Here is a 21,043-nt window from a genome sequence, read left to right on the forward strand (position 1 = left end):
CTGCCGGTACCAATCTGCGCTGCCCGCTCGGTGAGTTCCCGGCGATTCGTGAATACGGTTTTGTGGACGAGCCGGGTCGGTGGGATCACTGGCCCAGCGGCTTTGTGCTGACCTGGCCCAATGAGCGAGGTACCAACGGCACCATCGTGATCGACAAGGGCGACATCCTGTTGCCACAGAAGAAGTACTCGACCGAACAGATCATTCTGACCGTGGAAAACGGCTACGCCACCAAGATTGAAGGGGGGGTCGAAGCCGAGCTGCTGGACGAGTATATGAAGTCCTTCAACGATCCCGAAGGTTACGCGATCTCCCACATTGGCTGGGGTCTGCAACCGCGTTGTCACTGGTCTACGCTGGGCCTGTACTCGCGTGAGAACACCATTGGTATGGATGCCCGCGCGTTTGAGGGCAACTTCTTGTTCTCTCTGGGCCCAAACAACGAGGCGGGCGGCAATCGCACGACGGCCTGCCACATTGATATTCCTTTGCGCCATTGCACGGTCAGCCTGGATGGCCGGGCGGTGGTGCGTGATGGCAAAGTACTGGATGGAGGTGTTGGTGAGTACGAATGAAGGAGCGGTGTACGCTCAACAAGGGTTTGGATCGACGCTGGAGCCTCAAGCTCCTTACGGCTTGTTGATTATTGATCTGGTGAATGGTTTTGCTGACCCGGCGGTGTTTGGTGGCGGCAATATTCCTGAGGCGATCGCGAACACACAGAAGTTGCTGGCAACGGCGCGTGAGCAGGGCTGGCCGGTGGCGCACACACGTATCGTGTATGCCGACGATGGCGCTGATCACAATATCTTCAGCATCAAAGTCCCCGGCATGCTGGGTCTGACCGAAGATGCGCACAACAGCCACATCGTGCCGGAGCTGGCTCCTGCACCGGGTGAATTTATTGTTCGCAAGAACGTGCCGTCGGCGTTTTTTGGTACGCCCCTGGCGGCGTGGCTGACCCAGCGTGGCGTGCAAACACTGCTGGTGGCGGGCGCGGTGACCAGTGGTTGCGTGCGCTCCAGCGTGGTCGATGCAATGCAACTGGGTTTCCGCCCCCTGGTGGTGTCGGACTGCGTGGGTGACCGTGCAATTGGCCCGCATGAGGCCAACCTGTTCGATATGCGTCAGAAGTACGCCACGGTGGCGACGCGTGAAGAGGCCATGAAATTGATGGGGCTGTAAAACGCCTTGTTTAGAACCGGGTAGGCGCGTCAGCGCCTTCCCCGGCTCCCAAGGTTTTTCGTGCCCCCGATGTCTTTATACGTCTGGCACCACATACCCCTGCCTTTCTTCTCTCTCGCGTCTGCGTGCGCCGCTCGTTTCCCCCCACATTGCACGTGCACGTGCGTTCCTTCGTTGTCTCTCACGACACAGGCCCTCGCGAGCTCCTGTCAGGCTCAACACTTAAAACGCCCAGCGCAGGTTGACCTGTCCCTGCAGTGATGAATATCCACCCCCGAACTGTGAGCGGATGCCTGTGCCAATCGACAGACGCTCATCACGCTGCCAGCTCAGCCCGGCTTGCACGCTCATCGTGTCGCGAGGGAGCACATGATTACGGGTATTAAACGCGGTGTCCGAGGAGGCAATCGCAAAATGCGCAGCCTGAGTCAGGTCGCGGTCCAACCATTCGTGGTTCCAGCCGAGGTCGACATTTACAGCCAGTTTGCTGCCATCATCCAGATCTTGGTTCCATAGAGCGCTCAGACCAAGGCTGGAGCGCAAGGCGTCAACACGTTTGCTCTCCAGCTGAAGGCGTGTGGCTGCATTGCCCGATTCGTCGACAGAAGGCCGCGATGCCCAGGCATAGTTCATGCTGACCACAGGGCCGACCGACAAAGACGGACTGATCGGCCACAGGTAGCCTGTGCCCGCATCCAGCGACAATTGACGGCCCGTCCAGTCAGACGAGTGGCTTGCCTGGTAGTTGCCCAGGCTGATGTGCCGACGCATATCAGCGTGCTCCAGGCCCAGACGCAGCCCGCTGAACGCAAAAAGACCGTGGCGGGCAGCAGGACGATACTGCAGATGCGCCGCAAGCCCGAACGCAGTGGCTTTACTCTTGCCGCCATAAGGAGCATCGGGTTTGACCGACAGATCCGAAATATCCAGTTGAGCACCCACGGCGAGATCAGGTGCTGACTCCAGCCTGCGTCCGGCCCCGAGGATCAGGCCATAGCTGTTGGCATCGTAGCCAAGCAATGAGCCCCGTGTGCTCTGATCGGCGCTTGAACCCGATATCAAGGCGTAACCTTGCCAGTCTTTGCCGGGGCGCGCCATGCTTTGGCTAAAACCCTGGCGGGCGGTTTGCATGATTTCGCGCTCGTGTGTCAGGGAGGCGGCCATCGCTGCACTGTAGCTGGCTGGCGAAACCTGGTCCAGGGCATCGCGGATCAGGGAGCCGTTCCTCGCCGAGAAGTCCAGCTCCCTGAACAGGGGCTGGGCGGATGCGGGACCGGCTAAGGCCAGCTTGAACAAAGCTTGCCCGGCTTGTTGCTGGTTGTCGTTATGGCCGTACTGACTGTAGGCGTAGTTGGCTCGGTGAGCTGACAAGCGGTAGCGCTCATTGCCCAGGGCGTCGGCATTAAAGGACAAGGTGGGGGATACCGCGTGGATCTGAAGGGTGTCGAACTTGCCGCTGTAGCTGTTCGCCTCCACCAGCGACGCAGTGTCAACTGCCCACGAGTTTTGATACCAGTCGGCCAGGGGCTGCAGGCTCAAGGTGCCGGCAAGCTCTGCCTTGCCGCTGATGGCCAGTATGTCGTGGGCACCGTTGCTGTCGAACTCGGTTTCCAGTTGACCTGTTGCGGTTTGCTGGAAGTCTCCCTTGACGCTGATGCGTCCGGTTGAGTGTCCAGGCGCCAGAGTGCCGGCGTTCAACAGCGTGTTGCCGCTGGCCAGATCAAAGCTCGCATTGCCCTTGAAGGTAGCGCCTTCGTGAATGGTGGCACTGTGCACGTGCAAGTTTCCGTCCAACTGGCTGGTTCCGCCGTCAAAGGACAGGGTCAGATTGTCTTTACCAGTGATATTGCCTGCGTAGCTGAAGTTAAAGCTCGCATCGGGCTGATTGATACTGCGGCCTTCGCGGTCCGCTGCCTGGCCAAACGACACAGTGGTCAGGCGCAGTTGCTGAGTATCGTCGCGTTGCGCATAACGCGAAATAATATCGCCTTCCAGTTGGGCGCCCTGCATCAGGTTGATCCGTCCCACGTAGGCATTGTCAGAAATCAGAATGGCGGCCTCTTGGCCGGCTACCCTCCCGCTGATATCGGCTTGTTGGACCAGAGGGCCGTTCAGTTCAGGGAGCAGGGGTAGATCGGCCCCCTCGCTGCTGCGTAGGTAGGAGCCCCGTCGCTCGGTATGGTTGCCCAGTGAATTGGTGCCGAAATCAAAACGCAGACCGACGCCTTGCGGTCCGCTGGCCTGGATATCGCCGCGATGAACCAGTGTGTGTCCGCGACCGTAGGCAAACTGAATGCCTTGTCCATTCAGGCCATTGGCGTGGATTTTGACGCCGGGCTCAATAATGACGGTGTTGTTTTCGCCATCAACCCGTATGCCTGCGCCACCCGATCCTGCGCTCAGCAGGTCTGCCGCTTGCCGGATCTGGTTGTTGCTGCCATAAATGTGCAGGCCCAGACCCAGCGTCGACAGGTTGTAGCGGCCAGTCAGGTACTGTGTGCCCGCCGCATTGCGCTCAAAGAAGCCCTGTGTGTTGACCAGATCAAGGCCATCGCCGTAGATGGAGCGCCCAAAGAAATTGGCCCGGTCGATGGTGTACCCCAGATCCTGCATGACGGCCAGTTCAGCCTCCATGAAGCCCGAATAGTTGCGGTAGCTCTGGTGGCTCATGACGCTGTTGCGAAGTTCGATATGGCTCATGAAGTTATCGTCTACGCCTCCCTCCTCACCGAGTATCTTGACAGGGACACCGCGCAGGCCACCGGCCAGCACCTGTTCGATGTGAGTCCCGGTCAGATAGCCTTTGTCCTGGCGTAGATCAAACGCATCGGGGTCGTAGGTGTTGTTGCAAGCACTGCAGACAATTTTTTGGTTTGCGCGTGCCGGATTGCCGTTGTCGTCCCGGAGCAGTTGCGTCCAGCTGCTCAAATCACTTTCAAAATAAGGCTTGAATTCGTCTAGATTGCCTTTGTCTTCAACGCTGCTTAACACGCCCAGACCGTGGGCAATTTCGTGTATGGCCGTCAGCAGGACGCTGTCTTTGCCGCTAAGAGGCGTTTGGGTCAGAGCGGGATTGAGTGCGTAGTCATCCTGGCCCAGTCCAAAAAAGCCGTGGCCGCCCAAGGGCAGGGTGCCGGTTGAGGGTGACAGACCAAAGATGTTTTGTTGCATTTGCGTCAAAGCGCTGTGCCCCCCTTGGGCCACGGGGGAGCCACCGTAGGCGTTGCCCGGCATGTCGACCGTGCCGATGTTCACGATGGTGGCGGGCTTGTTGCCCTGAGGCTGAATTATTTCCGCCCAATAGCCCAGGCCGTCGACGATCTCGTTTTTGTAGGCCTGATGGCCTTCCCAGCTCCAGAATGAGGTGTTGTCATTGTCAAAGGAGCCGTCGCCAATGTCGAAAAACCGGGCGATGAATACGCTGCGCCCGGCAGCGTTCTCCACGGTTCTGTCTTCCAGAGCGTGAGCGGACAGGGGGGCAATAGCCAGTGTCAGTGCTGCCCATAGCCTGTTGGGTGTCATGGCGGGTCGGGTATTCAAGGCGCGAAATAGTGTCTGCACGGAGGAGCCCCTGAAGTGGAGGAAGCAGTTTGTTGAGCCTGAGGCATTCAGGTTGGCAAGGAGAGCCTTGCACGAGAAGATGACGTTGAGCCAGTGTGGGGAAAATATAGCAGATTGTTTTAAATGGACACTTATTGTTTTAAATAGGCGGGCAGTACTTTTAAACGGGGCCTGGGCTGGGGTGCTTAAGGTTTGAATGGGAGCTTGCCTTACCCGGCTGGCTCTCTCAGAGTCAGTTCTCGACCTGCTCTTGGAGGACGTCCTGCGGGCTTAATCCTTCTTGGTGTTTCTTTGAGTCCATCTCCCTGCTGGGTCCGATGCTTTGATCTTGTGGCCTTGATACAGTACCAAGGGATTTGCCGTTTTTTTTAACGATGTACTGGAAGCCCGGTTTGTGGGAGCCTTGTTGGCCTCGATCACTTGTATTGTTCAGGCTGATCGTGAAAGACAATGAGCCGCAGTAGGCTAACGCAGAAGTGTAAAGGAGATTGAATGGTTGGACAGCAGCGGGTCTCGGGGGTGACGGGCATTATTCTGGCCGCCGGTGTGGGTCGTCGGTTCGATCCCTCAGGTCAGTGCCTGAAACTGCTGGCCCGGATGGATGATGGCAAAACGGTGGTGCGCCGTGTCTGTGAGACTGCGCTGTCCGTGCTGGATGAAGTGCTACTGGTCTGCGATGTTCATGAGCCGCTTCTGCGGCGTGAGCTGGGCGATTTACCGCTCGTTTTTGTACTGGCGCCAGACGCGACGCGCGGCATGGGGGTCAGTTTGAAAGCCGGGATACAGGCGAGTCGGCCTTCTTATGGCTATGTCGTCTTGTTGGCGGATATGCCTTGGGTACGGCCCAGTACAGTAGCGGCGGTCGCTCAGGCCGTGCAGGATGGCGCTGGGATAGTACGTCCGGTTGTGAACGGGCAGACGGGCAATCCGATTGGCTTTGGTCTGGCCTGGCAGCAGGCGCTTTTGACACTGCCCGATGAGCAAGGCGCGCGTGGCTTGTTGCAAGCCAACAGGGATCAGACCCTGTTCCTGCCCTTGGTGGATGAGGGGATCTTGCGTGATGTGGACATCCCCAGTGATCTGGGAATGTCCCCTGACTCGAATTAACCGTGTCCGCGCTGTTTGGCGATCTGCTGGCGCTCCAGGCGACCAATATAGTGTTGGATGGCCATTTGCGTGGAGGCAGACAAGTCAATAAACGTACAGCCCAGGCGTTGAATCTGTTTGCCATTGGGCAGTTGTTGCGTTTCGGTTCGTGTCACTTGTAGCGCCACGACAAAAGAGCCTGCCTGAGGAAGCTCCAGCAGGGACTCTGTTTTATGTGCACCAATGACCTCTGCCAGACTTTGGGATTCGTCGACCAACGACAAGCCCCCGCCGCTGATATCGTGCAGCATGAAACTCTTTGCCTCGTTATTCAGACGCAGGATCACCATGGCCGGTTCGCTGACCGGTACGCTCACGCGGAAAAATTCGCGTCGCTGCAAACGGCGAATGGATTCGGGGATCGGGATGGCCAAGGCCGGTTGTCCTTCATAGGTCACCACTTCGGGCTTGGGCCCCTGGAAGGTTACTTTGATCTTGTCGACAGAGGTCTCAAAGCTGGTGTGTTCGGACTGCAGCAGATTTCGGGTTTTTTCTTCTTTGTTAGCGGTGTCGATTACCACCACATTATTGTCCAGATCGATATCCAAAATGGTGGTCACAATCCGGTCATTGCCGTGGTTGGCTTCCATGTGCAACAGCAGGCCGCCTTTTTCAATAGCCCGTAAAACACGCAGGATTTCAAACTTCGATTGGATTTGAAATGGATCGTCTTCAAGAGGGGGGAGCGAAGAGGTCATGGCAGAGCGGCAAAAAGAGATCGGTAAGTGACTGTAAGGGATTGTACGCGCCAGAGTAACACTCTGGACGCGATTTAGTGTGCCCGGTCCGTTGATTTGCCCCTTAAGTATTGAGGCCTGGGGTTTCAGATCTGCTGGCGCTGATGCAAGGCACAACGAGCGGCCGCCAAATCCCAGGCAGCGGAGCCGACGGATTTGAAGAACACGGGTTTGTCTTTGGGCGCCGGGCTGCGCAAAACCTGGTGTATGCCCTGAACCTGATCCCAATTTACGTCAGCCTGAAGCAGGTCTCCCGCTTCTTTTCGGGCGCCTGTCAGATCGTCTACATACAGGCGGCTGGCCAGGACGGTGTGGGCTTCGAACTCGGCCATTTCAGGTGTAAAGGCCCCTACGCCGATCAACAGGCGCTCAAGTCGGGCTGGTTCGTGATAGACCGGTGTCAGGCTGGAGGTCAGACTGATCAGCACATCGGTCTTTTCCGGCACGCTTGCCGCTGCCTGGACCCTTGCTCCGAAACGGGTCTGCAAAGAGGCGGTGACGGCGCGGGCACGCTCCAGACTGCGGCCTGTCAGGGTGACCTCGGCTTTGGGGTAAAGCGTCATGATGGCCTCGCAATGAGCCCGTGCCTGTTGGCCGTAACCCAGCAGGGTGATGTGTTCGGGCCCTTGGGGCCAGAGCGCCTGGATGCCCAGCATGGACACAGCGGCGGTGCGACGCTCGGACAGGGTGGGCGCATCCAGAATCAAGAGGGGCAGACCATTGTGGGCATCGTACACAGTGACCAGACCCTGGATGGTGCCCCGGCCCTGCTGCGGATTGTCCGGCATGACATTGGCCAGTTTGTGCACGCCTATATCGTGCGAAACCGCGGGCATGGACAGCATTCGCCCGGTTTGAGGATAGTCAAGCACCTGGCGGGCGGGGGCGACGATAGTGCCGGCGGCAGATTGGGCTACGGCGATGCCAAGCTGGGCGACCAGCTCTGGATAGGGCAAAGCGCGAGCAGTTTCTTGAGCGGACAGGATGGTATAGGAAGCTTGCATCATTCCAGAATCTCCATTGAGTCGGTCTGTTGGCCAAGACACCGTGCCAGGCTATCGGTAAACCAGTGTAGCGTAGGCGTTGCCCAGGGCAATAGGCTTGGGGCGTTACGCGGCCATTGACCCACCTTGACAATTAATCCGCCCCGCCTGCAGGGTGAGCACGGCATAATGAGGCCTGATATCAGCACCGGCCCGCATGGTGCCGTGCATTGGGGAGAAAAATAATGAGTTTGCTTAATTCTGTTGTGTCGGCCTTGTCGTCGGCAGATGCCAAATCCAAGGAGCAGGGCGCGCTCTTGCCTGCCCTGATTCAAGTAATCAGCAGCTATCCGGGGGGCCTGAGTGGTCTGATTGAGCGTTTTCGCGCCGGTGGTTTTGGGGAAGTGGTGTCATCCTGGATTTCGCAGGGCAGCAACCAGGACATTGCTCAGCAAGACCTGTTGGGAGTGATGGGGCAGCCCGCGATTACGCAGTTGGTGAACTTGTCGGGCTTGACCCAGCAAAGCGTGTTGGAGAACCTGAGAATCATGTTGCCTTCCCTGATCAATCAGGCCAGTCCCAATGGCCAGTTTGACCCATCCCATATTACCGATGCCAGCAGTTTGCTGGGTGGCTTGACGCAGTTGTTTCGCAAACCCTGAGAATTGATGCCGTGAGCGCGGCCCGCCGCGGGCCGTGGAAGGAAAAAAATGAAAAAGCCTGGAATGGGTGTCGTACCGATTCCAGGCTTTTTGATGTGAGCCAGACAGATCGGTATGAGCGCGACGGCCAGTACCGATTTTTTTTGTCTTAGCCGCGTGCTGCAGCAGCCAGCGCTTGTTCCAGATCGGCCAGAATGTCGTCGATGTGCTCCAGACCAATGGACAGACGCACCATATCTTCGCTGACTCCCACTGCCGCCAGTTCTTGCGCATTGAGCTGACGGTGTGTGGTGCTGGCCGGGTGGCAGGCCAGGGATTTGGCATCGCCAATATTGACCAGGCGCAGCACCAGATTCAGCGCGTCGATAAAGCGAGTGCCCGCTTCAATGCCGCCCTTGATGCCAAAGGACAGAATGGCAGCGGGTTTGCCGCCCATGTAGCGCTTGGCTAGCTCGTGGTCGGGATGGTCGGGCAGACCTGCATACTTGACCCAGGACACTTGAGGGTGCTTGTTCAGGTACTCGGCCACTTTCAGGGCATTTTCCGTGTGGCGTTCCATCCGCAAAGGCAGCGTTTCGATGCCTTGCAGAATCTGGAAGGCGCTCAAGGGAGCCAGGGCTGCGCCAGTGTTGCGCAGCGGAGCCACGCGGCAACGGCCAATGAAGGCAGCCGGACCGAAGGCCTCGGTGTAGACCACGCCATGGTAGGAAGGGTCGGGGGTATTGAGAATGGCAAAGCGGTCTTTATGTTCGGCCCAGGGAAACTTGCCCGAATCCACCACCATGCCAGCGATGGTGGTGCCGTGACCACCCATGTATTTGGTCAGCGAATGCACCACAATGTCAGCGCCGTGTTCGATAGGGCGGCACAGTGCAGGAGACGCGACGGTGTTGTCTACAATCAGTGGCACGCCATGGCGGTGCGCAGCATCGGCCAGGGCGCGGATATCGATGATATTGCCGGCCGGGTTGCCGATGGTTTCGCAGAAAACGGCACGGGTGCGATCATCAATCAGGGCTTCCAGCGCTTCGATGTCATTGGGCGGGGCAAACTTGACCGTAATGCCCTGACGCGGGAAGGAGTGTGCGAACAGGTTGTAGGTGCCACCATACAGTTTACTGACGGACACAATGTTGTCGCCGGCCTCGGCAATCGTTTGGATAGCATACGTGATGGCTGCCATGCCAGAGGCGACTGCCAAACCTGCAATCCCGCCTTCCAGTGCCGCTACACGCTCTTCGAGCACGGCATTGGTCGGGTTCATGATGCGGGTGTAGATATTGCCGGGAACCTTCAGGTCAAACAGATCCGCGCCGTGTTGCGTATTGTCGAAAGCGTAGGAAGTGGTCTGATAAATCGGGACAGCAACAGCTTTTGTGGTCGGGTCTGGCTGGTAGCCAGCATGAATGGCAAGAGTCTCTAGTTTCATGGCTTATTCTGGAATTGATTATCAAGTGGCTTATATAAGACAGAGCAAGCATAACCCTTGTATGTGCGCAAATGCATCTAAGGGCGAAGACATTAATACTATGCCTTTATTTCTTAAGGTAATAATAAGGGATTGCTGACAGACGACACCGCTTTTTAAAGAGCAGGTGGATATTTCTTATTTTCGTTACTTCGCAATGCCCCGACATAGGGTAGCATTTCGTATCCGGGCAGATGGCATGTTGCATCCTTCCCCGAGGTCCTAGAGGCTTACATGAAAGTATGGTTTAAGCGGGGCTTATTCAGCCTCGTCGTTTTGGCTATTGTCACAGTGGTTGGCGGGGCAATTTTCCTGCTGACCTTCAATCCCAATTCGTACAAACAGAAGCTGGCCGACATCGTCCAGCAAAAGTATCAGCGTACGCTCAAGATTGACGGTGACATCGAACTTTCTTTATTTCCCCGCATTGGCCTGTCCGTGCAGGGCCTGTCCCTGTCCGACCGTAATTCGGAAGATCCCTTCGCGTCCTTTGAAAGTGCCCGGTTTGCGGTCGCCCTCTGGCCTTTGATCAACAACCGTCTGGTTGTGGACCACGTCGCTGTTACGGGCTTTAAGGCCTGGATTGTGCGTGATGAGCAGGGTGCATTCAACTTTGATGACCTGTTGCAAGCGCCGCCCGTCGGTCCTCAACTGCCCGTTGCCCGTGCTGGGGTGTCCTTGTTGCCTGCTGCGCAGGCGGCCGAGGCTCCACAGGACAAATCCGTTGAGCCGTCCCCCGAGTCCTCGCCAGTGCCCGAGCTGATTGCCAAGCGTTCGGGCAGCGAGACGGATTTTCAGATCGACATTGCGGGTCTGAGCTTGAAAGGGGGCGAAATTCACTATTTCAGCAAGCGCAGCAATGTGATTGGTCGCTTGCTGCAGCTGGAAGTAAATACGGGGCGCATGACGTTCGGCCAGCCTTTTGATGTGGCCTTCAAAAGCCGGCTGTCGGGCGACTATCCAGTGGCCGAAGGGTCGCTGGAGGGGCAGGGCCAGCTCAGTTTGGACCCCGCCTCGCAATCATACGCAGCGCAGAAGCTGAACCTGAGCTTTGTAGGCGATCTGGACGAGTTGCGGGCGCAAAGCCTGACACTCAAAGGCAATGTGGCGTACAAGGCTGGGCAGCGTCAGTTCAACGCCACCAATCTGGATACTCAACTGCAAGGCCAATGGTTGGGCTCGTATCCGGTCAGCGATCTGAATGCGTCCTTGAACACGCCCAAGATGCAGATCGACAGCGACAGTGATCTGGTGTCGTTCGAGAAACTGGCCTTGCGTATCCGCGGCAAAAACGAGGATCAGAACCTGGATCTGGCCTTGGACGTTCCCCGCATTCAGGTCTCGCCTGCCCAGGCCGAAGGCGCACCCGTGGTGGCCAGCCTGAAAGTAAGCGGTCCCAAGGTCTGGGGCCTGGGCTTGACGCTGCAGGGCTTGTCCGGCAACAGCCAGGCGCTTTTGTTTGAGCAGGCCAAGCTCGATGGAGCGGTCAAGCAAGGCAGTCGTGTCGCTCAACTAAAGGCCAGTTCGCCCATGCAATGGCAGCCGTCGAATGAATGGCTGCGTCTGCCCGAAATTCAGGCCAGCATTCGCGTCGAGGACGAGGCCGATGCGGGCAGCCGTTTCGAGATGCCGTTGAGCGGACAGGCGGATCTGAACAAAGGCAAGCAGCAATACCAGGCGCAGCTAAGCAGCAACATCGAGCAGGCTCAAGGCAAGCTGGATATCAGTGTTCAGGATAAAGGCAAAGGCCCCTTGCTGGCCGCTGTGCTAAAGGCAGACAAGCTCGATCTGGATGAGCTGCGCTCGATTTTCTGGCTAACCGCCCCAGAGGTGGTCCCCCCCGCGGAGGCGGTTGATGAGTCAGAGCCAGCGACCGGACAGGCCGAGGAGCAGGAAGCCGGGCAGGAACAGCCCGCGGACCCCGCCCAACCGCCAGTAGCGGCCGAACAGGAGGATGCGCAACCCGCTTCCTATGCCTGGCTGGATGCCATGAGTTTCGACCTGCGTGTTGAAATTGAGAAGCTTCGCAGCCTGGGCATGGTCATGGATCAGGTCAAGGCTCAAGTCAAGAATCAGGGACAACTGATTAATCTGTCGCAGTTCACCGCGCAAGCCTACGAAGGACAGCTCCAGGCCAAGGCCAAGGTAGAGCCGGGCAAACGCCTGGAGTTGGGTCTGAAGTTGCAGCAAATGCAACTGGGCTCGCTGCTGCTGGACGCTTTCGGCAATGATTATCTGGCCGGCAAAGGCAATGTCGATCTGAATCTGAAGACCCAGGGGGCCACGCAGCAAGAGCGCCTGAATGCACTGGAAGGGGGCCTGAGCCTGGATCTGCTCGACGGCAGCTGGCGTAGTGTCGATCTGGATCAAAGCGTACGGGATATCAACGAGGCGGTGCGTAATGCCTTCAGCGGCCAGATTCCCTTGTTGCTGCCCGAGTCCGATCTCTTGCGTCGTACGGTGTTAAAACGCCTGCAAGGCAGCTTGGATATCAAGAAAGGGCAGGCCACGTTCCGCAATTTCCGGGCCTTGACCCCCCTCTTGAATGTCACGGCCGCCAAGGGGTCCAAGCTGGACTTGGTTACTCAGCAGGCAGAGGTGACGTTGCAGGCACGCCTCAACCCTAACAGTCTGTCCGCTGATGAACGCAAGTCTTTGCAGGATCTGCGTAATGTGTCGATCCCCATTCACATCTCCGGGCCTTGGGCTGCATTGTCCTACCAGATTCAGTGGAAGGACATCGCCAGTGACACGATTAAAAAAGCCTTGCAGGACGGGTTGCTGGACTTGTTGAGTCAACAGGCCTCGCAGGCCAAGGCAGAAACCACGACAGAGGTGAAGGCTGAGGTCAAACAGGCCATTCAGGACGAGTTGGCAGCCAAAGTGCCCCCAACTCTGGGTGAGGCCATGAAGCAATGGTTCAAGCAATGAGTCAGGACACCAGCCTGAATGCGGGCCAGCCACTGGACACGGTCTGTCTTTTGCAAGGGGGGCCAGCGCTCAGCGATAGCAAGGCGCTGGCATGCCAGGAGCGTTGGGTTCTGGGCGATGAACAGGGGCAGGTTCTGGGCGCGCAGGCCTTGTCTGTCCTCGCTGAACTGAGCATGGAGCTGCGCTTTGGGCAGTTGGTGCTGCGTGCTCCCGGCATGTTGCGTCTGGATATAGCGGTAGACGTCATTGAAGACGATCCTGACTCGTTTTCCATGTGGCAGGAAAACGGCCAGCCAGTGCAATTGATCGACGAGGGCGATTTGCCGGCGCAGTGGTTCAGTCGTTATATCGGCCAGCCAGTACGTTTGTTAAAGCGTCTGGCTACCTCCCCGTAAATGCCCCCTGTGGCGGCGTTCAGTCAAAAAAACCCTGCCAGAAGCAGGGTTTTTTTATGGCTGTTCCATCAGGAAGTGGACTCGGCTTGCAGTCGATGGTAGCGGGCGAGCAGGGTTTCCTGGCTTTCCTGGTGCTGAGGGTGAACCTCAATGCATTCGACCGGACACACCACCACGCACTGCGGTTCATCAAAGTGGCCGACACACTCGGTACATAGGTTGGGATTGATCTCGTAGATCTCCTCGCCCATGTAAATGGCCAGATTGGGGCACTGCGGCTCACATACGTCGCAGTTGATGCATTCTTCTGTAATGTGCAGTGCCATAGCGCAGTGTCCTGATAAGCGTGGTCTTTGGAATTGACCCGTCGGTCACCCTACAGTGTAGTACGGACCGCTGTGCAGGGCGAGTTCAGGTCGCCGAAACCGCTTGCTGATTGCGTTCTTTGGCTTTGGTTTGCAGCCAACGCTCTACGGACGGGAACACAAATTTACCTACGTCGCCGCCCAAGATGGCAATTTCGCGCACAATGGTACCGGAGATGAACTGGTATTGGTCCGAAGGGGTCATGAACATGGTCTCGACTTCGGGCAGCAGGTGGCGGTTCATGCCCGCCATTTGAAATTCGTATTCAAAGTCGGAGACGGCGCGCAGTCCACGTACGATGACGCGACCATTTTGTTCACGCACAAAATCCTTGAGCAGGCCCGAAAAGCTTTTTACTTCCACGTTCGGGTAGTGGCTGAGCACTTCGGAGGCAATTTCCACACGCTCTTCTACCGTGAAGAAGGGGCGTTTGTTCTGGCTGGAGGCCACACCGACCACGACGTGATCGAAAAGGTTGGCGGCTCGCCTGACCAAGTCTTCATGGCCTCGGGTCAGGGGGTCGAAGGTGCCGGGGTAAACAGCTGTGATCATGGTGCATCCGCGTAAGGGGTTCAAGTTGGCAGGTCGGAGTCCGGGGAGAGCGGCGCAGGCGTCCCGGAAAATTCGGCATTATTGACTGTTTTTTGCATCGCAGCAAATCGCAGCAAATGATAATGTACCTGCCCTGCCTTATCCTGTCGTAGTATCCCGTATTGAGCCGGGGCTTGTATAGGGGTTTCGGACTCAATGTAAACCAGTGCGTCCGGCGCCAGCACATTGGGCAGCAAGGGCCAGATACGTTCCATCCAGTCGCGTGCAAAGGGCGGGTCCACAAAGACCAGATCGTAGCGCATCTGACTGCGCTCCAGAATATGGAGGGCGTCACCGGCATGAATGCGGACGTGTTCGGCTTTCAGCTTGGTGCGCAAAGCGCGTAAATTGGCCACAGCCGGCCCGTGACGCTCCACCATTTGCACAAAGGCGACACCGCGCGAGGCGGCTTCAAACCCCAGGGCGCCACTGCCGGCGAACAGGTCCAGCACGTTTTTGTCGCTGAATTGTCCGCCCCAGAAGTGGTTGAGCCAGTTAAATAGCGTCTCGCGCACACGATCCGGAGTGGGCCGCAAACCGGGGGCGTCGACCACTGAAATGGGTGTGCGGCGATAATCCCCACCTACAATACGGACAGCATGTTTTCTCATTAGCGCTTTGATCGGATAATGTGGTCATTCAACAGAATTTTCTAGTGTAAATCGTATGTTCAGTTTTTTTAAAAGAAAGAAGGCCAAGCCAGAGCCACAAGTCACTCAAACGGAGCTGACCGAGCCGCTTTCTCCTGCCCAGCCCGAGGCTGACGCGGCAGACGCATCCCCTGCGGTAGCGCAGGAGCAAAGCACGCCAGTTCAAACGCCGGCAGTCCCGCCTGCTGTGGCTTTGGATCGCCAGGCAGCCAGTCAGGCTGAACATCGCGCTGCCTCGCAGTCTACGCCCACGCAGCCAGAGGTGCCACAACCGACCCCTGCCAGTGTTCCGACACCCGAGCCTGCGCGTGTCTACGAACCGCAAGTACAGCCTGTACCTGAACCCGTTCGTACCCCTGAGCCGGAGGTGCAACCTGTGCCGGAGCCAGATCGGACTCCTGAGCCCGAGGTGCAACCGATCCCTGAACCGGAGCCAAAGCCAGAACCAGAGCCAGAGATTGCTCCTGTTCCCGCACCGGCCCCCGCGCCACAGCCTGAACCAGCTCCGACCCCAGAACCAGAAGCCGCCGCCCCTGTGGTGAAAACCTCCTGGATGTCCCGGTTGAAACAGGGCTTGTCGCGCACCGGTCAAAGTCTGAGCAGTCTGTTTGTCGGTGCCAAGGTTGATGAAACCTTGTTTGAGGAGCTGGAAGATGCCTTATTGATGGCCGATGCCGGCGTGGAGGCAACGGAAAAGCTGATTACCGCCTTGCGTGCGCGTGTACGCAAGGAAAAAATCAGCGATGCAGCCCAGGTCAAGCAAATTCTGTGTGACATCCTGACCGATCATTTGAAGCCCTTGGAGAAGTCCTTTCCACTCGGTTCGGGCAAACCCCTGGTGGTCATGATTGCCGGTGTTAACGGTGCGGGTAAAACCACGTCCATTGGCAAGCTGGCGCACACCTTTCAGGAGCAGGGCGCAAAAGTCCTGCTGGCGGCGGGCGATACCTTTCGTGCGGCGGCGCGTGAGCAACTGATTGAATGGGGGGCGCGCAATAACGTCAGTGTGATTGCCCAGGACGGGGGAGATCCCGCCGCCGTGGCGTTTGATGCGGTACACGCGGGCCGTGCCCGAGATATGGGGGTGGTCATGGTGGATACCGCGGGCCGCTTGCCGACTCAACTGCACCTGATGGAAGAGCTCAAAAAGATCAAGCGCGTCATCGGCAAGGCGGACGGCCAGGCGCCACACGAAATACTCCTGGTTGTGGACGGCAATACCGGACAGAATGCGATCTCCCAGATTCGTGCCTTTGATGCCGCCTTGGGTCTGACGGGCCTGGTGGTCACCAAGCTGGACGGCACGGCCAAAGGCGGGACGCTGGCGGCGGTTGCCGCCTGTGCTCAGGGCGTTCGACCCATTCCCGTGTACTGGATCGGGGTGGGCGAGGGTATGCAGGATCTGCAAGCGTTTGTGGCGCGCGAGTTTGCTTCGGCCTTGCTGGGTATGAACGCCTAAGTCCACGCCTGATAAAAAAACCGGCGATATCCTTTTAAGGGAATCGCCGGTTTTTTTTGCGCTATTCGCCCGTGCTCACCGTGTAGCTACCCAGCACGCTACTGCTGCAGGATTGTTTCTTCCCTCACGGGGCCCTTAGCGTCGCAGCAGCTCAGTGTGCGGCTGATGCTGATCCAAGGCATTGAGGGCATGCTGGGCATGGGCCGCACGACCCTGGCGAGCATGGGTCAGCCACTGACGTGCGAACTGCGCCTGCTCGGGATTGGCAGCATGTTGTGCATACCAGTCCAGCGCAACATCGACATCCGTTACGGCTCCGATCAGGGCCTGACACTCGCGCAAGACCTTGTGCAACCCTTGCTTGTCGGCCGCGCTGGGTAAAAACTCCAGGCAATAACGCAGGCTTTTGATTCGGTTACGCAGGCGATGCTGTTTGTCCTGGCTGATCTGTGCAAAGCGCTGGCTGCGCAACTGAATCGTCTGAAACCAGCGGCTGATGCGTGCCTCGATCAGGTTTTGCGGCTCCGGCACGCCATTGAGTTCCAGCGTGGGGCCGCAGATCAGACTTTGCAGATTACTCAGCAGCAAAGACTGGAATTCGGCGGCACTGGCCAGTTGAACGGGGTCGTGTTCCAGGTGGGCAGGTTGGGGCTGCGGAGCGGGGCCTGGCATGCCTGCTTTCAGTAACAAGGGAGTGATCTCCAGATGCACCAGATCATGATCGCGTGCCTTGCCAAACAAGCCGAAATAATGGGTCAACCGGGTGTTGGCATAGCCTTCACTGGCCGACAGCCACATCTTGAACAGCTTGCGGCAGGAGCGCAGACGGCGCAGGCCCACACGCATCAAGGCCAGATAATCAGCCTGGCGGGCGACGTCCGGGCGGATGCCATCCACGCCTGCCAGCAGGGCCGCATTACGAATGACCTGCTCCAGGCTCATGGTGGCGCTCAGACAGTAGAACTGCTCCAGGTCCTTGGCGTCGACAACATGGGGTTTGGGCAGGTCGTACGCCTTGCGCGTCAAGGCAGCGGCCACTTGTGAGGGAGACAAGTCCAGGCTCTCGGATTTGGCTCGGCGCCGATCCACCAGACTGGCCAGTGCATCGCCTCGTTCAGACTTGCTGCGCATTTCCAGGATCAGGCCGTGCTTGTACAGCCAGCGCTGCCCGAGCTCGAATATGGCAAGGCTTTCACCGCTGATGAGCTCGATTTCCAGTTCGTTGACCAAGAGCTTGAGGCCCTGGGATTCGATATGGCCCACATCGTAGGCCAGCTCCAGTTCAGACTGTCCTTGCCTGATTCGGGCCAGCTCACGTTGTATCCGCGTCTGGTAGCGGGCCTGAATCTGCCCGGTGTGCCGGGCCAGGGCGGCCTGTGCCGGGGTGTTCTGATACAGGCTCAGGTCCAGTTCGGGACCTGGTCGAGGATGATTGATCTCAATTCGGGACAGGGTATCGGGACCGGGCAGCTTGACGGTTTGAACCCATTGCTCACCTTCCTTGCGCAGTCGCAGAGCGATACCCGATAGCGCCAGTTCGCGCTCGGGGGTATCAAAGTAGATGGCGTTCAAGGTAATGCTACCCGTTCGTACCGCGTCAAAAGCGGCTAATAAACCGGGACGGGCACTCTCGGGTACAAAAAATTTCAGTTCTTGTTCTAGCACAGCATCGCACTCGAGGTGTCACCCACAAGAGGTGGGCGGATAAAACGCTTATTTTGCATGTAAAGCCAACAAACTTGAAGTGCGGACACCCCGTATAAATGTTTGCAGGCGTGTCTGCGCTTACAAAGAGGGTCTGTCCAAAGGGTCACGCCAACCGAGCTGATGAGAGATGCTGCTGGCACACTGTCGCAACTGAGCCAGGATAGGACTGTCCAGGCTGGCATCAAACAAGGTGCTCGGGCCCAGGCTGGTCAGAGCCAGCACAATATGACCGGAGTGATCGAACACGGGAACGGACAAGGCATCAATACCCGGCAGGGGGTTGCCCAACGCCTGAGCCACCCCTTGCTCACGGATTTTTTCCAACATGGCTGTCAGTGCTTTGGGGGCGGGGCGCAAAGGGCTGATACTGGTGACAACGGCGCTGTCGCCCGCCTCGCGCTCGATATAGTGGCGGGCCACTTCCGGGGGCAACCAGGCGGCAAAGACATGGCCGGTGGCCGTGTGCAACATGGACATCACGGTTCCACAACGCATGTTCACATGCACGGGGTAGCTGGCCTCGCTGATGTGAACCATGGTGGGGCCATGCGAACCCAGCACCGCTACGCCCAAGGTATGGCCGATGCGTGAAGCCCAGGCCTGCACCACAGGCAGGGCGATCTTGAGCGGGTTCTGACTTTGCAGGCTGACCAGCCCCATCTGCAAGGCAAAAGGCCCCAGCTCGTACAGTCCGGTAGCCGGCGCCTGTTGTACCAGTCCTACATTGGTAAAGCTGACCAGATAAGGGTGGGCCTTGGCCGAGCTCATGCCTGCCCGAGTGGCCAGATCGCGCAACATCATGGGTTGACCACTGTCCACCAGCACTTTCAACAGGCCAAAGCCTGTTTCAATGGATTGGATGCGACGACGTTTTTCGTCCAGAGCAGGCAAAATGGGTTCGGTCATAGAGGTTTGGAGCGGATTGACACGGTCTTTAAGTGTACCGACTAATCAAGCTGCCCGCGGGGGCCCGGGTGTCGTAAAATGGCCTTAATTATTATCTGTCTGAGCAAAGAGCACGATGAATCAAGAAATTCAGTCCGACGCTGGTCACCTGGGTACCAGTCCAATCGCTCCCGTTCCAGAGATTGTTGAGGAACTGCGCGCAGGTCGCATGGTCATTCTGGTTGATGAAGAGGACCGCGAGAACGAAGGCGATCTGGTGATGGCCGCCGAGTTCGTCAATGCCGAGGCGATCAACTTCATGGTGACGCATGGCCGTGGTCTGGTTTGCCTGACCCTGACTGAAGAGCGTTGCCGCCAACTGGACCTGCCCTTGATGGCAACGCGCAACGGCACGCGCTTTGGCACCAATTTCACCGTCTCCATCGAGGCGGCGGAAGGCGTGGAAACCGGTATTTCCGCCGCTGACCGCGCCCGCACCGTCCAGGCCGCCGTGGCGCGTGATGCGCGTCCTGCGGATCTGGTGCAGCCCGGTCATATCTTTCCCCTGAAGGCGGCCAAGGGTGGCGTGCTCGTGCGCGCCGGGCATACCGAGGCGGGCTGCGACCTGACGGCCATGGCGGGTCTGACCCCGGCTGCTGTCATTTGCGAAGTGCTCAATCCGGACGGAACCATGGCCCGCCTGCCGGACCTGCTGGTCTTTGCTCGTGAACACGGCATCAAGGTGGGGACGATTGCGGACTTGATCCAATATCGCAGCGAGCACGAATCCATGATCGAGCGCCTGCACAAAAAGCCCGTCAAGACACCGTATGGCGAGTTCGAGTGTCACGCATATCGCGACCTGTCCTCCGGGGGCCTGCATCTGGCCCTGGTACACGGCCAGATTACGCCAGAGGTGGAAACCTTGGTGCGCGTGCATGAACCGACTACGGTTCTGGATGTGCTGATCGAAGGGGATGTGGGGCATAGCTGGACCTTGCCCGTGGCGCTGCGTACGGTTGCCCAATCGGACAGCGGGGTGGTGCTGTTAATGAACTGCCAAAGTTCCGAGGAACATGGTTTTGAGCAGATCCAGGCCTGGGGCGAGAACAGTCCGGCCCAGGCGCCACGAGGGCGCTCCAGCCGCAACGATCTGCGCACCTACGGGATTGGTGCACAGATTTTGCGTGACCTCAATGTTGGCAAGGCCCGTTTAATGTCGCGACCACGTAAAATGCCAAGCATGGCCGGGTTTGCATTGACCGTGACGGGTTACCATAGCGAACCAGATTCTCAATCCTAAGCGGAGCTTCCAACATGAATCCTTACATTGTTACCCCTGACCTGAATGGGGAAGGTCTGCACATCGGTATTGTGCGTGCGCGTTTCAACGAATCCATCGGCCTGACCGAGTTGGAAGCCTGCCTGAAAGAGCTGGAAGCCTTGGGCGTGGACGAGCGTGATGTAACGGTTCTGTCCGTTCCGGGCGCGCTGGAACTGGGCATCACGCTGGGCCAGATGGCTGAAACCGGCGAGTTTGATGCCCTGATCGCGCTGGGCGCGGTTATTCGTGGCGACACCTACCACTTTGAAGTGGTCAGCAACGAAAGTGCGTCGGCCATTACCCAGGTCTCCCTGGCCACCGGCATCCCGGTTGCCAACGGGGTACTGACCACCAACACAGATGAACAAGCCGAAGTTCGCGCTGCTGAAAAAGGTCGCGAGTGCGCCCGTACAGCGGTCGAACTGGGCAATCTTATCGCCGTCCTCGAGCCTGAGCTGGACGACGATGAGGACGAAGATTACGAGGACGAAGATCTTGACGACGACAAATAAAGTCCCGGCCGCCAAGGCCAACGGACGATCCGCGCGCCGCCGTTCGCGCGAATTTGCCCTGCAGGGCATCTACTCCTGGCTGTTGCGAGGCGCTGATGGCCTGCAGGAAGCCACCTCCATCGACGCCCATATCCGCGGTGACGAGGAGTTTGGCGAAGCCGATGCAGCCTGGTTCAAAACCCTGCTGTTTGGCGTCATGCGCGAGGCCCCCGTGCTGCGCGAGCGCTTTTTGCCGTACGTGGACCGTCCTTTGGAAGAGCTCTCTCCCATTGAACACGGCATCTTGCTGATTGGCAGCTACGAACTGGTGCATCACGTTGAAGTGCCTTACCGTGTTGCCATTAATGAAGCGGTTGAACTGGCCAAATCCTTTGGCGGTACCGATGGCTTCAAATTCGTGAACGGCGTGCTGGACAAACTGGCTGCCGACGTACGCGCCCCTGAAGTCGCCAAGCAGGCCCGCCGCTAAAGCAGGGCGCGC

The 21,043-nt window shown here is 58.1% G+C and carries 18 protein-coding genes and 1 pseudogene; 10 read left to right on the top strand and 9 right to left on the bottom strand.

Translation table 11 applies throughout. The features are described from left to right. Both V6936_RS16525 and V6936_RS16530 read left to right on the top strand, forming a co-directional pair. Window positions 1-575: pseudogene (locus V6936_RS16525) on the top strand (2,5-dihydroxypyridine 5,6-dioxygenase); the annotation flags it as partial. Between the two features lie 7 nt (window positions 576-582). Next, window positions 583-1,185 (top strand): N-carbamoylsarcosine amidohydrolase, encoded by a 603-nt coding sequence (locus tag V6936_RS16530; protein ID WP_407927749.1) that lies wholly within the window; start codon window positions 583-585, stop codon window positions 1,183-1,185. Between the two features lie 222 nt (window positions 1,186-1,407). Here the strand turns inward: V6936_RS16530 and V6936_RS16535 are convergent, their stop codons facing one another. After that, the gene (locus V6936_RS16535; RefSeq protein ID WP_336580138.1) at window positions 1,408-4,746 is read right to left on the bottom strand and encodes an autotransporter family protein; all 3,339 of its coding nucleotides are present in this window, start codon (window positions 4,744-4,746) and stop codon (window positions 1,408-1,410) included. A gap of 492 nt (window positions 4,747-5,238) precedes the next feature. Between V6936_RS16535 and V6936_RS16540 the strand changes: the two genes are divergently transcribed. Then, window positions 5,239-5,853 carry a nucleotidyltransferase family protein gene (locus V6936_RS16540; protein ID WP_336580139.1) on the top strand — a complete coding sequence of 205 codons (615 nt, stop codon included), beginning with the start codon at window positions 5,239-5,241 and terminating at the stop codon, window positions 5,851-5,853. Here the strand turns inward: V6936_RS16540 and V6936_RS16545 are convergent. Then, complete coding sequence (locus V6936_RS16545; RefSeq protein ID WP_003802386.1) at window positions 5,850-6,590, bottom strand: flagellar brake protein; 741 nt, start codon at window positions 6,588-6,590, stop codon at window positions 5,850-5,852. The two genes, V6936_RS16540 and V6936_RS16545, sit on opposite strands and share 4 nt — an antisense overlap. Window positions 6,591-6,715: 125 nt before the next feature. After that, complete coding sequence (locus V6936_RS16550; RefSeq protein ID WP_219235072.1) at window positions 6,716-7,636, bottom strand: delta(1)-pyrroline-2-carboxylate reductase family protein; 921 nt, start codon at window positions 7,634-7,636, stop codon at window positions 6,716-6,718. A gap of 221 nt (window positions 7,637-7,857) precedes the next feature. Here V6936_RS16550 and V6936_RS16555 point away from each other — a divergent pair, with 221 nt between their 5' ends. Further along, on the top strand, window positions 7,858-8,274 hold the full coding sequence (locus V6936_RS16555) for a YidB family protein (RefSeq protein ID WP_003802383.1): 417 nt from the start codon (window positions 7,858-7,860) through the stop codon (window positions 8,272-8,274). Window positions 8,275-8,422: 148 nt separating this feature from the next. Here V6936_RS16555 and V6936_RS16560 read toward each other — a convergent pair whose 3' ends face one another. Next, the gene (locus V6936_RS16560; RefSeq protein WP_003802382.1) at window positions 8,423-9,703 is read right to left on the bottom strand and encodes a bifunctional O-acetylhomoserine aminocarboxypropyltransferase/cysteine synthase; all 1,281 of its coding nucleotides are present in this window, start codon (window positions 9,701-9,703) and stop codon (window positions 8,423-8,425) included. 273 nt (window positions 9,704-9,976) lie between these two features. On the opposite strand from V6936_RS16560, the gene V6936_RS16565 reads away from it, so the two are divergent. Then, on the top strand, window positions 9,977-12,673 hold the full coding sequence (locus V6936_RS16565) for an AsmA family protein (protein WP_240209520.1): 2,697 nt from the start codon (window positions 9,977-9,979) through the stop codon (window positions 12,671-12,673). Then, on the top strand, window positions 12,670-13,068 hold the full coding sequence (locus V6936_RS16570; RefSeq protein WP_059318299.1) for an MOSC N-terminal beta barrel domain-containing protein: 399 nt from the start codon (window positions 12,670-12,672) through the stop codon (window positions 13,066-13,068). The genes V6936_RS16565 and V6936_RS16570 overlap by 4 nt, the downstream gene beginning before the upstream one ends. Window positions 13,069-13,136: 68 nt before the next feature. On the opposite strand, the gene V6936_RS16575 is transcribed toward V6936_RS16570, so the two are convergent. The 3 genes from V6936_RS16575 to rsmD all read right to left on the bottom strand — a co-directional run bounded on the left by V6936_RS16575 (window position 13,137) and on the right by rsmD (window position 14,636). After that, on the bottom strand, window positions 13,137-13,394 hold the full coding sequence (locus V6936_RS16575; RefSeq protein ID WP_003802379.1) for a YfhL family 4Fe-4S dicluster ferredoxin: 258 nt from the start codon (window positions 13,392-13,394) through the stop codon (window positions 13,137-13,139). Window positions 13,395-13,479: 85 nt separating this feature from the next. Next, on the bottom strand, window positions 13,480-13,986 hold the full coding sequence (gene coaD / locus V6936_RS16580) for a pantetheine-phosphate adenylyltransferase (RefSeq protein ID WP_003802378.1): 507 nt from the start codon (window positions 13,984-13,986) through the stop codon (window positions 13,480-13,482). 20 nt (window positions 13,987-14,006) lie between these two features. Continuing rightward, window positions 14,007-14,636, bottom strand: a complete 630-nt coding sequence (rsmD, locus tag V6936_RS16585) for a 16S rRNA (guanine(966)-N(2))-methyltransferase RsmD (protein WP_003802377.1) — start codon at window positions 14,634-14,636, stop codon at window positions 14,007-14,009. 448 nt (window positions 14,637-15,084) lie between these two features. Here rsmD and ftsY point away from each other — a divergent pair, with 448 nt between their 5' ends. Beyond that, a complete protein-coding gene (gene ftsY / locus V6936_RS16590) occupies window positions 15,085-16,134 on the top strand; it encodes a signal recognition particle-docking protein FtsY (RefSeq protein WP_336580155.1) in 1,050 nt (349 codons plus the stop codon). Window positions 16,135-16,269: 135 nt separating this feature from the next. Here the strand turns inward: ftsY and V6936_RS16595 are convergent, their stop codons facing one another. Continuing rightward, a complete protein-coding gene (locus tag V6936_RS16595; RefSeq protein WP_240209519.1) occupies window positions 16,270-17,799 on the bottom strand; it encodes a CYTH and CHAD domain-containing protein in 1,530 nt (509 codons plus the stop codon). Between the two features lie 120 nt (window positions 17,800-17,919). After that, window positions 17,920-18,747 carry an IclR family transcriptional regulator gene (locus V6936_RS16600; protein WP_003802374.1) on the bottom strand — a complete coding sequence of 276 codons (828 nt, stop codon included), beginning with the start codon at window positions 18,745-18,747 and terminating at the stop codon, window positions 17,920-17,922. A gap of 115 nt (window positions 18,748-18,862) precedes the next feature. Here V6936_RS16600 and ribBA point away from each other — a divergent pair, with 115 nt between their 5' ends. Genes ribBA through nusB form a run of 3 tightly spaced genes read left to right on the top strand, consistent with a single transcriptional unit; the run spans window position 18,863 to window position 21,031 of the window. Next, the gene (gene ribBA / locus V6936_RS16605) at window positions 18,863-20,029 is read left to right on the top strand and encodes a bifunctional 3,4-dihydroxy-2-butanone-4-phosphate synthase/GTP cyclohydrolase II (protein ID WP_003802373.1); all 1,167 of its coding nucleotides are present in this window, start codon (window positions 18,863-18,865) and stop codon (window positions 20,027-20,029) included. A gap of 14 nt (window positions 20,030-20,043) precedes the next feature. Beyond that, entirely contained in the window at window positions 20,044-20,562 is a 519-nt protein-coding gene (ribH, locus tag V6936_RS16610) for a 6,7-dimethyl-8-ribityllumazine synthase (protein ID WP_003802371.1), read from the top strand. Further along, entirely contained in the window at window positions 20,516-21,031 is a 516-nt protein-coding gene (nusB, locus tag V6936_RS16615; protein WP_051010438.1) for a transcription antitermination factor NusB, read from the top strand. Before ribH ends, nusB begins: the two co-directional genes overlap by 47 nt. Window positions 21,032-21,043 lie beyond the last annotated feature (12 nt).

It is taken from the genome of Alcaligenes sp. CHO6 (assembly GCF_037120595.1).
In the GTDB taxonomy this organism is placed as follows: Bacteria; Pseudomonadota; Gammaproteobacteria; order Burkholderiales; family Burkholderiaceae_B; genus Alcaligenes; species Alcaligenes ammonioxydans.